This window comes from Kitasatospora sp. NPDC022856 (assembly GCF_055561235.1).
Map to the genome: position 1 here is coordinate 294641 of NZ_JBVHHE010000002.1, position 15121 is coordinate 309761.

General features: G+C 75.4%; 16 protein-coding genes. 7 read left to right on the top strand and 9 right to left on the bottom strand.

The window, feature by feature from the left end; genetic code table 11:
- The first annotated feature begins 81 nt into the window (after positions 1–81).
- The 3 genes from ACZ34W_RS04285 to ACZ34W_RS04295 all read left to right on the top strand — a co-directional run bounded on the left by ACZ34W_RS04285 (position 82) and on the right by ACZ34W_RS04295 (position 4251).
- On the top strand, positions 82–1044 hold the full coding sequence (locus tag ACZ34W_RS04285; RefSeq protein ID WP_329492182.1) for an alpha-ketoacid dehydrogenase subunit beta: 963 nt from the start codon (positions 82–84) through the stop codon (positions 1042–1044).
- A 5-nt stretch (positions 1045–1049) separates the two neighbouring features.
- The gene (locus ACZ34W_RS04290) at positions 1050–2390 is read left to right on the top strand and encodes a dihydrolipoamide acetyltransferase family protein (protein WP_465601885.1); all 1341 of its coding nucleotides are present in this window, start codon (positions 1050–1052) and stop codon (positions 2388–2390) included.
- Between the two features lie 223 nt (positions 2391–2613).
- Positions 2614–4251: a globin domain-containing protein gene (locus ACZ34W_RS04295; RefSeq protein ID WP_465601614.1), complete on the top strand. Its 1638-nt coding sequence runs from the start codon at positions 2614–2616 to the stop codon at positions 4249–4251.
- Positions 4252–4309: 58 nt separating this feature from the next.
- On the opposite strand, the gene ACZ34W_RS04300 is transcribed toward ACZ34W_RS04295, so the two are convergent.
- Positions 4310–4837 (bottom strand): NUDIX hydrolase, encoded by a 528-nt coding sequence (locus tag ACZ34W_RS04300; RefSeq protein WP_329488853.1) that lies wholly within the window; start codon positions 4835–4837, stop codon positions 4310–4312.
- Positions 4838–5129: 292 nt separating this feature from the next.
- On the opposite strand from ACZ34W_RS04300, the gene ACZ34W_RS04305 reads away from it, so the two are divergent.
- Positions 5130–5549 (top strand): SsgA family sporulation/cell division regulator, encoded by a 420-nt coding sequence (locus tag ACZ34W_RS04305; protein ID WP_465601618.1) that lies wholly within the window; start codon positions 5130–5132, stop codon positions 5547–5549.
- Positions 5550–5652: 103 nt separating this feature from the next.
- Here the strand turns inward: ACZ34W_RS04305 and ACZ34W_RS04310 are convergent, their stop codons facing one another.
- Positions 5653–6030, bottom strand: coding sequence for a phage holin family protein (locus ACZ34W_RS04310; protein WP_329488855.1), 378 nt, complete (start codon positions 6028–6030; stop codon positions 5653–5655).
- A 105-nt stretch (positions 6031–6135) separates the two neighbouring features.
- Between ACZ34W_RS04310 and ACZ34W_RS04315 the strand changes: the two genes are divergently transcribed.
- The 3 genes from ACZ34W_RS04315 to ACZ34W_RS04325 all read left to right on the top strand — a co-directional run bounded on the left by ACZ34W_RS04315 (position 6136) and on the right by ACZ34W_RS04325 (position 7597).
- The gene (locus ACZ34W_RS04315; RefSeq protein ID WP_329488856.1) at positions 6136–6453 is read left to right on the top strand and encodes a cupin domain-containing protein; all 318 of its coding nucleotides are present in this window, start codon (positions 6136–6138) and stop codon (positions 6451–6453) included.
- 37 nt (positions 6454–6490) lie between these two features.
- Positions 6491–7159, top strand: a complete 669-nt coding sequence (gene tenA, locus ACZ34W_RS04320; protein ID WP_352295008.1) for a thiaminase II — start codon at positions 6491–6493, stop codon at positions 7157–7159.
- Positions 7160–7396: 237 nt separating this feature from the next.
- Complete coding sequence (locus tag ACZ34W_RS04325; protein ID WP_329488858.1) at positions 7397–7597, top strand: DUF5326 family protein; 201 nt, start codon at positions 7397–7399, stop codon at positions 7595–7597.
- A gap of 43 nt (positions 7598–7640) precedes the next feature.
- Here ACZ34W_RS04325 and ACZ34W_RS04330 read toward each other — a convergent pair whose 3' ends face one another.
- The 7 genes from ACZ34W_RS04330 to ACZ34W_RS04360 all read right to left on the bottom strand — a co-directional run bounded on the left by ACZ34W_RS04330 (position 7641) and on the right by ACZ34W_RS04360 (position 15043).
- A complete protein-coding gene (locus ACZ34W_RS04330) occupies positions 7641–8573 on the bottom strand; it encodes an NAD-dependent epimerase/dehydratase family protein (protein ID WP_465601624.1) in 933 nt (310 codons plus the stop codon).
- Positions 8564–9790 carry a cytochrome P450 gene (locus ACZ34W_RS04335; protein WP_465601627.1) on the bottom strand — a complete coding sequence of 409 codons (1227 nt, stop codon included), beginning with the start codon at positions 9788–9790 and terminating at the stop codon, positions 8564–8566. The genes ACZ34W_RS04330 and ACZ34W_RS04335 overlap by 10 nt, the downstream gene beginning before the upstream one ends.
- A complete protein-coding gene (locus ACZ34W_RS04340; protein WP_465601630.1) occupies positions 9787–11265 on the bottom strand; it encodes a class I adenylate-forming enzyme family protein in 1479 nt (492 codons plus the stop codon). Before ACZ34W_RS04340 ends, ACZ34W_RS04335 begins: the two co-directional genes overlap by 4 nt.
- 101 nt (positions 11266–11366) lie before the next feature.
- The gene (locus ACZ34W_RS04345) at positions 11367–12116 is read right to left on the bottom strand and encodes a glycosyltransferase family 2 protein (RefSeq protein WP_465601633.1); all 750 of its coding nucleotides are present in this window, start codon (positions 12114–12116) and stop codon (positions 11367–11369) included.
- A complete protein-coding gene (locus ACZ34W_RS04350; protein WP_465601636.1) occupies positions 12113–13126 on the bottom strand; it encodes a 3-oxoacyl-ACP synthase III family protein in 1014 nt (337 codons plus the stop codon). Before ACZ34W_RS04350 ends, ACZ34W_RS04345 begins: the two co-directional genes overlap by 4 nt.
- Before the next feature lie 89 nt (positions 13127–13215).
- Positions 13216–14733, bottom strand: a complete 1518-nt coding sequence (locus ACZ34W_RS04355) for an SPFH domain-containing protein (RefSeq protein ID WP_329488865.1) — start codon at positions 14731–14733, stop codon at positions 13216–13218.
- A gap of 103 nt (positions 14734–14836) precedes the next feature.
- Positions 14837–15043 carry a hypothetical protein gene (locus tag ACZ34W_RS04360; protein ID WP_329488866.1) on the bottom strand — a complete coding sequence of 69 codons (207 nt, stop codon included), beginning with the start codon at positions 15041–15043 and terminating at the stop codon, positions 14837–14839.
- Positions 15044–15121 lie beyond the last annotated feature (78 nt).

Genomic DNA, 15121 nt, shown 5'->3' on the forward strand with positions numbered 1-15121 from the left:
AACACCGCCCAACCGTCGCCCGCCGCCACCCTCGGCCGGCCCCCCGCGCGACCCGCCCCGGCCGGTCCGCGCACCGCCACCATGGCGCAGGCGCTCAACTCCGCGCTGCGGGACGCCCTGCGCGCGGACCCGGCCGTGCACGTGCTCGGCGAGGACGTCGGCGCGCTCGGCGGCGTCTTCCGGATCACCGACGGCCTGACCGCCGAGTTCGGCGCCGACCGCTGCCTGGACACCCCGCTGGCCGAGGCCGGCATCCTCGGCACCGCGATCGGCATGGCGATGTACGGGCTGCGCCCGGTGGTCGAGATGCAGTTCGACGCCTTCGCCTACCCGGCGCTGGAGCAGCTGTTCTCGCACGTCGCCAAGATGCGCAACCGCACGGCCGGGCGGCTGCCGCTGCCGATCACCGTGCGCATCCCGTACGGCGGCGGCATCGGCGGGGTCGAGCACCACAGCGACGCCTCCGAGGCCTACTACACCAGCACCCCCGGGCTGCACGTGGTCACCCCGGCGACGGTGGCGGACGCCTACGGGCTGCTGCGGGCCTCGATCGCCTCGGACGATCCGGTGGTCTTCCTGGAGCCCAAGCGGCTCTACTGGGGCAAGGCGGAGTTCGACCCGGCGGCGCCGGTCGAGCCGATCGGACGGGCCGTCCTGCGGCGGACCGGGACGTCGGCGGTGCTGATCACCTACGGCCCCTCGCTGCCGGTCTGCCTGGAGGCGGCCGAGGCGGCCAAGGCCGAGGGCTGGGACCTCGCGGTGCTCGATCTGCGCACCCTGGTCCCGTTCGACGACGAGACGGTCTGCCGGGTGGTGCGCTCGCTCGGCCGGGCCGTGGTGGTGCACGAGGCGACCGGCTTCGGCGGCACCGGTGCGGAGATCGCCGCCCGGGTGACCGAGCGCTGCTTCCACCACCTGGCGGCCCCGGTGCTGCGGGTCACCGGCTTCGACATCCCGTACCCGCCGCCGATGCTGGAGCACCACCACCTCCCCGGGGTGGACCGGATCCTGGACGCGGTCGCCCGGCTGCAGTGGGAGGCCTGAGGATGATGCCGGTCGTACGCGAGTTCACGCTGCCCGACCTCGGTGAGGGGCTCACCGGGGCGGAGGTGGTGCGCTGGATGGTCGAGGTCGGTGAGGTGATCGCCGTGGACCAGCCGGTGGTGGAGGTGGAGACCGCCAAGGCGGTGGTCGAGGTGCCCTGCCCGTACGGCGGGGTGGTCACCGCCCGGTACGGCGAGCCGGGCGAGGAGGTGGCGGTCGGCGCGCCGCTGGTGACGGTCGCGGTGTCGCCCGCCGCGGGCGCGCCGTCCCCGTCCGCCGAGGTGGAGCGTCCGCTGGTCGGGTACGGGGTCGCGGAGCCGGACAAGGGCGGCAGGCGCCGCCGGGTCGGGGCACCGGCCACCGCTCAGGCGCCTGTTCCGGCGGCTGCTCCGACGGCCGTCGCCGCGCCGGTCGCCGTGGTGGCGCCCGCCGCTCCGCCGGTCGTGGCCGTGGCCGTCGCGCCGGTGGTGGTGCCGGTGATCTCGCCGCTGGTCCGGCGGTCGGCCCGGGAGCACGGGATCGATCTGGCGGCACTGACCGGCAGCGGGCCGGACGGTCTGATCATGCGCGCGGACGTCGAACGGGCGATCGCGGCGCTGGCCCCCGGCGGTGCGCCGGCGGCGGTGCCGGTGTCCAACGGGGCGACCGCGCCGGCCGGGGCCGAGGTGGTGCCGCTGCGCGGTCTGCGCAGGGCGGTGGCCGAGAAGCTCACCCGCAGTCACCGGGAGATCCCGGCGGCGACCTGCTGGGTCGACGCGGACGCCACCGAACTGATGTCGCTGCGAAAGCAGTTGAATGCCACACCCGGGCCGAAGGTGAGCGTGCTGGCGCTGCTCGCCCGGATCTGCACGGTGGCGCTGGCCCGCTTCCCCGAACTCAACTCCAGTGTCACCGAGGACGGTTCGGGTGTCCTCCGGCACTCCGCGGTGCACCTTGGCTTCGCCGCCCAGGGCGAGCGGGGCCTGGTCGTTCCGGTGGTGCGCGACGCCCAGCGGCTGAGCACCGAGCAACTCGGTGCCGAACTGGCGCGGTTGACCGAGTCGGCCAGGACCGGGGCGCTCACCCCGGCCGAGCTCACGGGTGGGACCTTCACCCTGAACAACTACGGGGTGTTCGGGGTGGACGGCTCCACCCCGATCCTCAACCACCCCGAGGCGGCGATGCTCGGGGTGGGCCGGATCGTCGCCAAACCTTGGGTTCACCAGGGCGAGTTGGCGGTGCGCGAGGTGACCCAGCTGTCGTTCACCTTCGACCACCGGGTCTGCGACGGCGGTACCGCGGGCGGGTTCCTGCGGTTCGTCGCGGACTGCGTCGAGCAACCGGGCATGCTGCTGCGGCAGTTGTGACCGGCGTCCGGGCGGTCGCCTTGGGCGGCCGCCCGGACACCCAGGGCGACCGCAGATCGAGCGAGAGTAGCGCGTACGGGGGGCGGGTGTCCGGCCTTCGCGCGATTTGTCGGATGAGCACTTCGGGCGTGCCACGCTGCCTAGGCGTCAGCAGGAACAAGCCAGGTGGTGGCACAGGCCGGCCGGAGGCGAAACGATTCTCTTGGGTACTCGAAACGTTGCGGTGAAGTCACGCAGAACTCTCCTGGTCCGCACCGGACACGGCTCGGCGGGAGCCGCGGCCGTCCCGGGGATGCCGGACTCCGGCCCGGAGCCGGCCCCGGACACCGTGCCGACCGCGGTGGCGGCCGTCCCGCCGATGCCGCTGGACCCGCCGGACCTCCCGCCGGTCTCCGCCGCCCCGGTGCCGGTGGCTCCGCTCGTCCCGGCCCCCGCCGCGGCGCTGCGGGTGGCGATCCCCGACCCGCCGGCCCGGCCGCCCGCGATCCCGGCGCCGTCGACGCCCGCCGGGCCGCCGGTGCCCGCGATCGAGCCGCTGTTCACCCGGGCCCCCGGCCTCAACTGGACCGTCGTGGGCGGCGATCCCGCCCGGCCGCCGGCCGCCGCCGTGGCCGGCGGGGCGACCGCACCCGAGCCGGTGCCCGCCGCCGTGTCCGGCGCAGGTCCCGCCGTGTCCGGCCCCGGGTCCGCCGCCGCGCAGCAGCCGCCCACCGCCCGGGACATCGAGCTGATCCGGGCCAGCCTGGCCGTGGTCGAGCCGGTCGCCGACCGGGCCACCGCGCACTTCTACGCGCTGATCTTCCTGCACCACCCCGAGGTCCGCGCGCTCTTCCCGGCCGCCATGGACGTCCAGCGCGACCGGCTCTTCCGCGCGCTGCTGATGGCCGCCCGCAGCGCCGGCGACCCGGAGGGCCTGCGCGGCTACCTGAGCGCCCTGGGGCGCGGCCACCGCCGGTACGGCACCCTGACCGGTCACTACGGACCGGTGGGGGAGTGCCTGGTGGCGGCGCTGGCCCGGTACTCGGGCAGCCGCTGGGACGCCGAGACCGAGCTGGCCTGGCGGCGGGTCTACCGGCTGGTCTCCTCGATCATGATCGAGGCCGCCGAGGATGACGCCCGTACCTCGCCGCCCTGGTGGCAGGCCGAGGTGGTCGGGCACGAGCTGCGCACCCCGGACGTCGCGGTGCTCACCCTCCGCCCCGACCAGGCCTATCCGTACCGGGCCGGCCAGTACACCAGTCTGGAGACGCCCTGGTGGCCGCGGGTCTGGCGGTACTTCTCGTTCGCCTCCGCGCCCCGGCCGGACGGTCTGCTGACCCTCCACGTCAAGGCCGTCCAGGCGGGCTGGGTGAGCAACGCGCTGGTGCACCGGGCCGCACCGGGCTCGGTGCTGCGGCTGGGCCCGGCGGCGGGCACGATGACCGTCGACCACACGTCCGGGGCGGACCTGCTCTGCCTCGGCGGCGGCACCGGGATCGCCCCGATCAAGGCGCTGGTGGAGGAGGTGGCCGAGTACGGCGCGGCGGGCCGCGCGGTGGACGTCTTCTACGGGGCCCGGCGGGCCGCCGAACTCTACGAGCTGGCGGCGCTGCGCGCGCTGGCCGAGCGCCACCGCTGGCTGTCGGTGCACCCGGTGCTGTCCGGGCCGGGGCCGCAGGCCGGTGGTCCGGTGCCGGGCGGCGGAATGCTCACCGGTGAACTGCCCGAGGTGGTCGGCCGGTTCGGACCGTGGGCGGACCGGGAGGCCTTTCTGGGCGGGCCGGCCGCGATGGTGCGGCGCGGCGCCGGGGTGCTGCTGCGGGCCGGGGTGGCGCCCGAGCGGATCCGGCACGACCTGGTCGGCGATCTGGCGGCGGGCTGAGCCGGGAGCCGGACGGCCCGGTTCCGGCTCCCGGCTCCTGCCCTGGGCCCCGGGCCCGTCAGTCGAAGTCGGGGGCGAGCAGGGCCCGGACGCCCTCGATGTTGGCCGCCAGGTACGCCCGCAGGCTGGGCGGGACGACGTTGACCGAGGTGACGCCCTCCCGGGTGAAGGGCACCCGGACCACCTCGTACTCGCCGTTGGGCTCGTCCACCTCCGGCCCGTGCCGGCGGTCGAGGTCCATCGACGCGAGCCGGCAGACGAAGAAGTGCTGGACCTTGACCCCGTGCGGGTGGAGCAGCGTGCCGTCGTCGTGGTGGGTGTGGCTGATGGTGTCGACGAAGGCGGGGACGAGGTCCACGACCTTGCCGCCGAGCTCCTCGTCCACCTCGCGGTGCAGGGCGTCGGTGACCGTGCGGTCCTCGCTCTCGACCCCGCCGCCGGGGGTGATCCAGTACGGGTGCGGGGAGCCGGGCCGGGTGCGTTTGATCAGCACGATCGAGGCCGGTCCATGGGGATCGGCCGGGTCCAGCTCCAGCAGGATCGCCCGCGCGGTGCGTTTGACGACGGGTCGGGGCGGGGTGCGCATGGCCACCTCCGGGGCTGGAGCGTTGTGCGGGAGTCTCCCGCACGCCGACCGGCCCGAAACTCGTACCTGCTCGGGTGCGTCCGTTCGGGGCGTGTTCACAGCGCCGATGGATCTTGGATAGCCAAGGTGAATGTTCACGTGATCTTCAAAATATCGAACTGATCTCCACCATTACCTTCAATCCAAAGGAATTTGTCGATCGAACGGTCGGAGAGTGATTGCAGCCGCGCCCGGCCTGTGCTGCGATGAGCGACCAGCCACCCGGTCGGGCAGAACGAGAGGTACTGGCGCCATGCAGCACAGCACAGTCCAGGGTCACCTGGTGATGAGCCTCGTGGTCTCCACCGAGCTCTCCTTCCGCCTCGTGGTCGAGCTGGAGTACGAACCCGCCGACCCGTTCGCGGTCCGCCTCACCTTCCACCTGCCCGGCGACGCCCCGGTCACCTGGGTCTTCGCCCGGGAGCTGCTGTTCGACGGGGTCGACCGGCCGACGGGCGAGGGCGACGTGCACGTCCACCCGGTCGGCGAGGAGCTCTCGGAGGTCTGCGTCGTGCTGCGCTCCCCCGAAGGACATGCCCGGTTGCGCGCCTGCGCGGCGCCGCTGACCGCCTTCCTCGCGCGGACCGACCGGCTGGTGCCGAGGGGCCGGGAGCTGACCGGCGGGGAGATCGACGCGCAGCTCGCCGACATCCTCGGAGGCTGCGAGCGGTGACCGGTCGCCCGCCGGCGACGGTGGGACGAAGGGGCCCGTCCCGGTGCGGAACCGGGTGCGGGCCCCTTTCGCGTGCCCGGGCACGCGGACGGCGGCGCGTCGCTCAGTCGTCGTCGCCGAGCGCCAGGTTGAGGCCCCAGGAGACCAGGCTGATGATGAGCGCGCCGAACAGCGCCGCCCAGAAGCCGTCGACGTGGAAGTCCAGGTCGAGCTTGTCCGAGGCCCAGGAGGTCAGCCAGAGCATCAGGGCGTTGATGACGAAGGTGATCAGGCCCAGGGTGAGGATGAACAGCGGCAGCGAGAACAGCTTGACCACGGGCTTGATCAGCCAGTTGACCACGCCGAAGATCAGTGCGACGGCGATCACCGTCAGGGTCTTGCTCTGCCAGTCGTCGCCGGTCAGCGTGATCCCGGAGACGATCCAGGCGGCCACCCAGATGGCGGCCGCGTTGATAAGTGTCTTGATGACGAAACCCTTCATGGGGCCAGCGTCCCAGGCCGGTCGGGGCGGGGGAAGCGCCCGACCGGCATGTTTGGTGTTGAATGCCCCCTGGACCCGGGCCAAGGACGAGGAGGGGCACCCCCGATGAAGCTGTTCCGGCTGGACGAACTCGACGCCGAGCGCGCCGCCAACGACGGTGCCTATCTGCGCTTCCTGCGCGAGCCGCGGATGTCCGCCGGGCTCTACGCGCTCTCCCCCGGCGCCACCGACCCGCAGACCGCGCACGCCCAGGACGAGATCTACCAGGTGGTCAGCGGCCGGGCCGAGTTGACCGTCGGGAACGAGACCACCACGGTGGCCCGCGGCACCGTGGTCTACGTCCCGGCGGGAGTGCCGCACCGGTTCCACCACGTCACCGAGGAGTTGCGGGTCCTGGTGGTGTTCTCCCCGCCGGAGGACTGACGGCCGGGGCCCGCGGCGGTCCGGCTAGGGTCGGGGCATGAGCCTGAGCCTGACGGAAGAACTCTGGGCGGCGATCGAGCCGATCTACGCCGAGATCCTCGACCACCCCTTCATCGGCGGCCTCACCGACGGCACCCTGCCGCGCGAGGCGTTCCGCCACTTCGTCGTCCAGGACTCGCACTACCTGCGCGACTACGCCCGCGCGCTCGCCGTCTGCGCCGCCAAGGCGCCCGGCGAGGAGGACGTGCGGGCCTTCGCGGACGACGCGGTCGGCGCGCTGGCGGCCGAGCAGGGCATGCACGCGGAGTTCATGACGGCCTTCGGCGCCGACGCCGAGCAGGCCGCCGCCGAGCCGGTGCTGCCCACCACCCGGGCCTACACCAGCTACCTGCTGGCCACGGTGTACGGCGGCTCCTTCGCGGAGGCGGTCGGCGCCGTGCTGCCCTGCTACTGGATCTACGCCCGGGTCGGCGACCGGCTGCTGGCCGAGGGCTCCCCCGACCCGCTGTACGCCAAGTGGATCGCCACCTACGGCGACGAGGCCTTCCAGTCCGTGGTGCGCCGCGTCCTCGCGCTGGCCGACCGGCTCGGCGAGGAGATCTCCCCGGCCGAACGCCGCCGGGTGGTGGAGCACTTCACCACCACCTCGCGGTACGAGTGGATGTTCTGGGACGCCGCCTGGCGCGGCGAGACCTGGCCGGTCTGACACCCTCCGGGGCCGGCGTCCGGGCCGTTCCCCCGAGCCTTTCCGGGGCCTTTCCGGGTGCCCTTTCGGGCGTCCTCCCCCGGGTCTCCCCGGGGGCCGGAGTAGGGGTGATCTCCGGGTTCTCTCCGGGCCATCGGCCCTCGTTCCGACCCGTGCGTCACCGTACGATCGAAGTATCGAAGCAAGCGGGATGCGGCACCGGACGGCAGCCGGCCCGAGGGGAGAGAAGGAACGGACATGGCTGAGTTCTGGAAGTCGCTGCCCTCGTGGGTGCGCAATATCGTCGTTCCGGTGCTGGTGCTGATCCTGGCCTGGAACATCATCGGATTCGTCTTCGGCGTGGTGGGCGCGCTGCTGAGCCTGGTCATCAAGCTGCTGGTGGTGGTGGGGATCGCGGCCGCCGTGGTGATCCTGGTGAAGAAGGCCGCCAGGAGCTGAGCCGCCGGTCCCGGACGCCCGTACCCCCTCGGGGGTGCGGGCGTCAGTCGTCGGCGGACGCGCCCCGGGCGGCGGCGGTGGCCCGGTCGAGCAGCAGGACGGTGTCGAGGTCCCAGAGCGGCCGCCAGTGCTGGGTCCGGGACCGGCCGAGGTCGAGGGTGACGCCGGTGGCGAGCTGGTCGACCGCGTACGGGGTCAGCCCGGGGACGCGGCCGGTCCGGGCGGCCAGCCGGGCGAGCGGCGCCGGCACGTGGCCGATCCGGGCCCGCACGCCGTGCGCGGCGAGCACCCGGCGGACGGCGTCGTCGCGCCGGTAGTGCCGGTCGTCGGCGATGTTGTACGCGCCGGGCGTCCAGGCGCGGCCGCCGGTCAGGCCCAGGGCGGCCAGGCAGGCGTCGGCGAGGTTCTGCACGGCGGTCAGGCTGATCCGGACGTCGCCGCCGGGGAGCAGCAGCAGTCCGTGCCGCACCCGTGCCAGCAGTTGGGGCGCGAGGTGCGGATCGCCCGGCCCGTAGACGGCGCGTGGGCGAAGGACGACGGCGCCCGCCTCCAGCGCGAGCCGTTCGGCGGCCGCCTTGGTGCGCCCGTAGGCGTTGAGGTGGCCGCCCTCGGTGGGGTGGTGCTCCATGATCCAGGAGCGGCCGATCCGGGGGTCGTAGACGCTGGCGCTGCTCACCTGGACCACCGGACGGCCGGCGGCGGCGCGCAGCAGCCGTGCGGTACCGGTGACGTTCACGGCGTACTGCCCGGCCTCGCCGGCGGAGCCCCGGGGGAGGTCGGCGACGGCCGCGGCGCAGTGCACCACCAGGTCGGCGCCGGCCAGGTCGGGGTCGCCGGTGGTGGCGTCCCAGTGGACGTGGCGGCCGACCGGGCCGGGGGACCGGCCGTAGCAGAGCACGTCGAGGCCCAGCGCGGCGGCGGCGAGGGCGACGTGCGAGCCGCAGAAGCCGCCGGCGCCGGTGACGGCTATCCGCATCGGGACTCCTCAAGCCGCTCGGGTGTCGTGGGACGGGCCGCCCCGGGCTCCGGTGCGCGCCGGACGGTGAGCTCCGCGTAGCCCGGGAGCGCGGACCGCCGGTCGACCCGGGCCCGGACGACCACCGGGCGGTGCGGGGCCAGCGCGAGCAGCACGTCCGTGAGCAGGGCCCGGGCGAGGCCGGCGCCCGGGCAGGCGTGCGGGCCGGCGCCGAAGACGGCCTGGGTGGCGGCCGGGCCGGGGGCCGGTCCGGTCCGGTGGGCCCCGGCGGCGTGCCGGGCGACCAGGACCAGGCGGTCGCCGGCCCGGACGGGGCAGCCGGCCAGCGTGGCGTCGGCGGCGGTGACCCGGGGGAGCAGTGGCGAGGGCGCGGTCAGCCGGAGGAGTTCGGCGGCCAGGCCGGGGGCCGTCCCGGCGTCCACCCCGGTCCAGAGGCCGGCGTCGGCGCACCAGGCGGCGGCCCGGGGCAGGGCGGCGACGGTGGTGGTGACGGCGGCGACGGTGAGCATCGCGTCGAGCGGGTCCGGGAGCAGCGCGGTGAGGTCGGCCGCCCTGGCGGCGGCGGTAACCCCGGCCCTCCGGCGGCCGGGCAGCCGCGGGCCGGGCAGGTGGTCCCGGGCGGTGGCCGCGGCGACGGCGGCGCAGGCCTGGGCGAGGGTGCGCGGGTCGGCGCCGGAGCCGGTCAGCGCGGCCGCCGTCACTCCGGCCAACTCCTCTGCCAGGGTGACGAGTTCGAGTGAACCGGTGGCCAGTTCGGGGACGCGTTCGGCGAGCACGGCCTGCCAGTGCGGGCGGATCCGGTCGAGTGCTCCGGTGCCGAGGTCGGCCGCCACCGCCCGTCGCGCGGCGCGGTGCCGGGCACCCTCCTGGTCGAACAGCAGCCCCCCGCCGCTGAGTCGGGCGGCGGCCCCACCGGTGGTGCCGGCCGCCGTGCGGTCGAGCGGGACGCGGGTGAGCGCCTCGCGGTAGGCCTCGGTGCCGTGGACCAGGACGGTACGGCCGAGCCGGACGACCGGGCGGCGGCGGGTGAGGCAGAGCAGCGCGAACAGCACGGGGTGGCTGCGCAGGTAGACCCGGCGGTCGCGGCGGCGCGCGGCCCGGTCGGCGGCGGGTGCGTGGGCGGCGGGTGCGTGGGTGGGCGTGGGGCCGGGCGTCGGGGTGGGTGCGCGGGCGGGCGCGGGGGCGGGTGCGCGGCCGGTGCCGCGGTCGGTGGTCATGCGGACAGCTCCCGGGCGCAGTGGGCGGCGGCCGCCGCCCGGTCGGGCTTGCGGGAGCGCCCGGCCAGCGGGACCTCCCCGAACAGCACGGCGTCCGGGCGGGCGCCGCCCATCCGGTCGAGCGGGCCCCTCAGGGCGGCGCGCAGCCGCCGCGGATCGGCGCCGGGACGCGGCTGGACGAGGGCCACCAGCCGTTCGTCGCCCGGCGCGCCGGCGGCCGGGACCCCGACCAGGACGGCGAGTTCGACGTCCGGCAGGTGCAGCGCGGGCTCGTACAGACCCGGGTAGATGTTCTCGGCCCGGCGCAGCACCATGTCCTTCAGCCGGCCGGCGAGCACGATCCGCCCGTCCGGGGCGAGGGTGGCCCGGTCGCCGGTGCGGACCCAGGGGTCGGGTTCCTCGCCGAGGTAGCGGTGCCGGGCGCCCGGGCCGGTGAGCAGGAGCTCGCCCTCCGGGGTGAGGCCGGTGCGCACCCCGGGCAGCGGTGCGCCGACCAGGTCCCCGGGCCCGGTGTGGGCGCTCTTCCCGGCCTCTTCGACGGCGGCGGCCGGGAACAGCTCGGTGAGCGCGTACACGCCCCAGGCCTGGTCGGCGCCGGCCTGCTTGACCCGGCGCAGCAGGGCGGCGTCGGCGGGCGCGGAGCCGGTCCAGACCCGGCCGTGGAAGCGGGCCCCGGCGCCGAGCGCGGCGCGCAGGGCGGGCGGGGTGAGGTAGGTCCGGGCCGGTGCCAGCCGGGCGAGTTGGCCGGCCAGCGCCCGCGGGCGCCGGGCCGGCAGGGCGACGGCGGCGCCGGCCGCCAGCGCGGGCACCAGGACGAAGAAGGTGCCGCCGAGCACGGTGCTGCCCGGGCGGGGGTCGACCAGGTCGGTGACGGTGCGCAGGCCGGCCGCCAGGCCCTCGCGGGTGTGCACGACGGCGCGCGGGCGGGCGGTGGTGCCGGAGGTGAAGACGATCACCGCGTCGGTGTCCGCGCCGCCGTCGCGGTGCGCGGGCGCGGCGCCGCCGGTGACCGCGAGCCGGGGGGCGCAGCCGGGCAGCCGGCGGCCCAGGGTGGCGACCGGGCCGAGCGCCGACAGCCGGGGCAGTGCGAGGTCGGCGCGGCGGGCCAGCGGCCCGGCCCAGCCCGCCACCGCCTGGGCGGCGGCGTCGGCGAGCACGAGGTCCGGCCGGGCCAGGGCGAGCCGGGCGGCCAGCACGTCCGGCCCGGCGGTCGGGTCGAGGACGGCGGCGCGCAGGCCGAGCCGGTGGGCGGCGAGCAGGACGGCGAGCGCCCGGGGGCCGGGGCGGACGGCGACGCCGAGGGTGGCGCCGGGGCCGAGGCCGCGGGCGTGCAGGGCGGCGGCGTAGCGGTCGGCCAGGTCGGCGAGTTCGCCGCGGCGGATCAGGACCCTGGTGCCGCCGGTGCGGCCGCGGCCCAGGACGGCGGGCCGGTCGGGGTGGACGGTGCGCAGGGCGTGGGCGAGCCGGTCGAGCACGGGGCCCTCCTCGACGGGGTTGCGGTGGTCGGTTCTCCGGGCGCCCGGTTCCGGGGGGTGCGCGGTCAGCGGGTGCGCGGTTCCGCGGGCGTGCGGCCGGTTCAGCGGACGTCGACCGAGCGCCGGCCGGCGCCGCGCTCCAGGTACCAGCGGGCGGTGCCGACCACGCCGTAGGCGCGGATCCGCCGGGTGGAGTTCTGCACCACCATGTCGCGGCGGTGGACGATCGCGGTGGTGTGGCGGCGCACCCGGTTGATGAACATCCGGTCGGTGGGCGACGGCCGGCGCGGCATCCCGCCGACGTCCCGGTACAGCTCCGCGGTGATCGCCATGTTGTTGCCGGCGTGCATCCGGTACGGCGTGAGGTAGCCGTGCCGGCGGCGGTGCGCGGGCCGGATCCGGCCGAAGAGGGCGCCGAGCGCGACCAGCACCAGGAACACCGCGCGCCCGGCCGGCCCGTGCTCGTCCCGGCGGGCGGTCACCCGGCCGCAGACCAGCCCGCCGCAGGCGCGCATCCCGGCCCGGGCGGCCGCCGTCCAGCCGGGTTCGGGCAGGCAGTCGGCATCGGTGCGGGCCAGCAGGGTCGCGCCGTGCGCGATGGCGTACCGGAAGCCCGTGTCGATCGCCGAGCCGACGCCCTTCTCCGGCTCGACCAGCACCTCGACCGGGAACGGCGCCCGGGCGGCGAAGGCCCGGACCTTCGCCACGGTGGCGTCGCTGGAGCCGTTGTCGGCGACCAGCAGGGTGAACGCGCGGTCGTGCTGGGCGGCCAGGGCGGCCAGGGTGTGCTCGATCCTGGCCTCCTCCTGGTAGGCCGGCACGACCACCCAGAGGTCCGTCCCGGTGCTCATGACGCCTCCCAGACCATCGTCATCAGGCTGACGCCGCCGCCGAGGCCGATCAGCAGCACCTTGTCCCCGGGGTTCAACTCCGGGGTTATTCGTTCGAGTTGGATGCCCAGGGTGGCGCTGGCGACATTGCCCAGCTCCGGCACGGTGACGACCAGCTTCTCCGCGGGCACGCCGGTTAGCTCGACGAAGCACTCCAGGTAGGGGACGGTCACCTGGTGCACCAGCACCCGCGCGTAGTCGTCCCAGCCGAGGCCGGTACGGGCCGCGACCCTGGTCAGGATGGCGCCGCCGATCTGCTCGAAGACGCCGCGCAACTCCTTTCCGCCGCCCCGGAAGTAGCTGTACTCGTCGCCGCGCGGGTGGCGCGAGCCACCGCCGGGGATGCCGCCGGCCGCCCAGTGCTCGGAGGCCGTCTCGGTCTCGATGTCCAGGATGCCGCCGCGCTCTACCGCCTCGACGACCACGGCCGCGCCGGCGTCGCCGAAGGTGTACCCGGCGAAGCCGTCCCGGAAGTCCTCCTGACCGGCCGGATCGCGGCGCATCGCCCGGCTCGGCGTCTCGCCGGTGACCACCAGGGCGCGCCGGGCGCGGCCCGCCAGGATCATCGCGCGGGCCAGGTCGATGCCGTTGAGGAAGCTGTTGCAGGCGTTGCTGACGTCCAGCGCGTGGGCCCGGGAACCGAGTTCGGCCTGGACGAGGTGGGCGGTGGCGGGCTCGCAGACGTCCCGGGTGGCGGAGGCGTACAGCAGCAGGTCGAGGTCGAGCGGGTCCAGTCCGCGGGCCGCCAGGGCACGCCGGGCGGCGCCGACCGCCAGCGTGGAGGCGTACTCGCCCTCGGCCGCGAAGTGCCGGGTGACGATCCCGGTCGCCTTCTCGAACATCCGCTCCGGCAGCCGGAGCCGACCGCCGGCGGTGACCTCGTCCTGGAGCTGCTGGGAGGTCAGGCGGTGGGCGGGGAGGTGGGCTCCGACGGTGGTGATGCCGATCCGCGCGGTGGCTGGAGGGTGCATGCCCCCATGCTCCGGCCGGCGCCGCCGCGCCCACCTGAGTACGGGTACTCAGGTGGGCGCGGGCGGCTACTCGACCGGGCCGGGAGCCGTCACTCCTCGACCCGGATCTGCTGGACGGGCACCGCGACGGCCGCGCCGCCCGCGGCCGTCCCGGCCGCCGCCGGTACGGCGGCTCCGCCCGGCGCCGCGGTGTCCGGCGCCGGGCCGGGCTGCCCCGGCCCGTGCAGGGTGGTGAGCAGTTGGCGGGCCAGGCCGAGGCCGGTCCCGCCCATGGTGAGCGCCTTGGCGAACAGCTCGCCCACCCCGTCGGCGCCGTTGAGCAGCACCATGTGCTCGACGTTGCCGAAGGACTGCGCGGCGGCCAGCACGATGTCCGGCCACTTCTCCGCCAACTCCTGTGCCACCACGGCGTCCTGGTTCTCGGCGAGTGCGGCGGCCCGGGCCTGGATGCCGGCGGCCTTGGCGAGCCCGATCGCCTTGGCGGCCTCCGCGTCCGCCAGCCCGCGGGCCTCGGTGGCCGCGGCCTCGGCCTGCCCGGTGGCCCTGGTCGCCTCGGCCTCGGCCAGGGCGCGCAGCCTGGTGGCGTCCGCCGCGGCCTGGGCCGCGATCCTGACCTGGCCGGCCTCGGCGGCCGCCTTCAGCTCGGTCTCCTGGGCCTGGGCCTGCGCCGCCGAGATCCGCGCGTCGCGGTCGGCGTCCGCCCGGGTGCGGGTCTCGTACGCCTTGGCGTCGGCCGGCTTGCGGACCTCGATCTGCAGCTGCTGCTCCTTGCGGCGCGACTCCAGTTCGGCGACCTTCGTCTCCTGGACGACGACCTCCTGCCGGGAGGCGGCCTCGGCGAGCGGCCCGGCCTGCTGGGCGCGGGCGTTGGCGGTGTCCCGTTCGGCCTGGTACGCGGACTGCTGGATGGCACTGTTGCGGGTCGCCTCGGCCTTGCGGGCGGCGGCCTCCTGCTCCGCCTCGGTGGCCATCCGGTCGGCCGCGGCCTGGGCGATCCGGGCGTCCCGCTGGACGGCGGCGGCGTGCGGGATGGCGAGGTTCTTGATGTAGCCGGTCGGGTCGATGATCTCCTGGATCTGCAGGGTGTCGATGATCAGCCCGAGCTTCTCCATCTCCAGCCCGGAGGCGGCCCTGGTCTCCCCGGTGAGCCGCTCGCGGTCCCGGATCATGTCCTCGACGGTGAGCCCGCCGACGATCGAGCGCAGGTGGCCGGCGAAGACGTTGTGGACCCGCTGGCTGATCAGCTTCTGCTGGTCCAGGAATCGCCGGGCGGCATTGGCGATGGAGACGTCGTCGTCGCCGATCTTGAAGATCACCACGCCCTTGACCCGGACCGGGATGCCCTGCGTGGTGACGCATTCGACGTCCAGCTCGGCCTCGTTGAGGTCCAGCGAGAGCCGGCGGACGCCCTGCAGCCCCGGCGTGACGAAGGTCCCCCGCCCGGTGACGATCCGGAAGCCCAGGCCGTCCCCGACCCCCTCGGTCCGGTGCCGGGAGCCGGAGATGATCAGGGCCTCGTTGGGCTCGGCCACCCGCCACATGAGCTTGAAGAGCGTGACACCCACCAGCAGTACCCCGGCGGCGGTCCCGATGATGACGAACACCATGGTTCAACTCCCCCTTTCGGCGCATGAGATGCGCCGACTCGGATTGTCCGCCCGGGACAACCGGAGGAGAAGGGATCGCACATGACCGTCCGTCACAACCCTGTCACGGCAGGATCGGTGCCACGTAGACGGTCCGGGGCGGGTGGTACTCGATCACCACCACGGGCGTCCCGACCGACAGCCGGTCACCCGGCACGGCGAGATAGGCGAGGAACGCCTCCGTGCCCCGGCGCTCCGGGACGTGCACCATCACCTCGCCGACCAGTCCCGCGCCCACCGCTCCGCTGACCCGCCCCGTGCTCCCGATCACTGCGCTCCTCCTTCGCCGCCCGCCCCGCGTGACTGCCAGTCTGCCCGCCCCGGAGCGCCGCGGCGCCCCGTGGTCCGG

Bases quoted from the DNA above. Each gene is read 5' to 3' on its own strand.
- ACZ34W_RS04330 (WP_465601624.1), bottom strand. From the start codon at position 8,573: ATGCGGATAGCCGTCACCGGCGCCGGCGGCTTCTGCGGCTCGCACGTC.
- ACZ34W_RS04285 (WP_329492182.1), top strand. From the start codon at position 82: ATGGCGCAGGCGCTCAACTCCGCGCTGCGGGACGCCCTGCGCGCGGAC.
- ACZ34W_RS04345 (WP_465601633.1), bottom strand. From the start codon at position 12,116: ATGAGCACCGGGACGGACCTCTGGGTGGTCGTGCCGGCCTACCAGGAG.
- ACZ34W_RS04315 (WP_329488856.1), top strand. From the start codon at position 6,136: ATGAAGCTGTTCCGGCTGGACGAACTCGACGCCGAGCGCGCCGCCAAC.
- ACZ34W_RS04355 (WP_329488865.1), bottom strand. From the start codon at position 14,733: ATGGTGTTCGTCATCATCGGGACCGCCGCCGGGGTACTGCTGGTGGGT.
- ACZ34W_RS04325 (WP_329488858.1), top strand. From the start codon at position 7,397: ATGGCTGAGTTCTGGAAGTCGCTGCCCTCGTGGGTGCGCAATATCGTC.
- ACZ34W_RS04310 (WP_329488855.1), bottom strand. From the start codon at position 6,030: ATGAAGGGTTTCGTCATCAAGACACTTATCAACGCGGCCGCCATCTGG.
- ACZ34W_RS04305 (WP_465601618.1), top strand. From the start codon at position 5,130: ATGCAGCACAGCACAGTCCAGGGTCACCTGGTGATGAGCCTCGTGGTC.
- ACZ34W_RS04350 (WP_465601636.1), bottom strand. From the start codon at position 13,126: ATGCACCCTCCAGCCACCGCGCGGATCGGCATCACCACCGTCGGAGCC.
- ACZ34W_RS04290 (WP_465601885.1), top strand. From the start codon at position 1,050: ATGCCGGTCGTACGCGAGTTCACGCTGCCCGACCTCGGTGAGGGGCTC.
- tenA (WP_352295008.1), top strand. From the start codon at position 6,491: ATGAGCCTGAGCCTGACGGAAGAACTCTGGGCGGCGATCGAGCCGATC.
- ACZ34W_RS04335 (WP_465601627.1), bottom strand. From the start codon at position 9,790: ATGACCACCGACCGCGGCACCGGCCGCGCACCCGCCCCCGCGCCCGCC.
- ACZ34W_RS04300 (WP_329488853.1), bottom strand. From the start codon at position 4,837: ATGCGCACCCCGCCCCGACCCGTCGTCAAACGCACCGCGCGGGCGATC.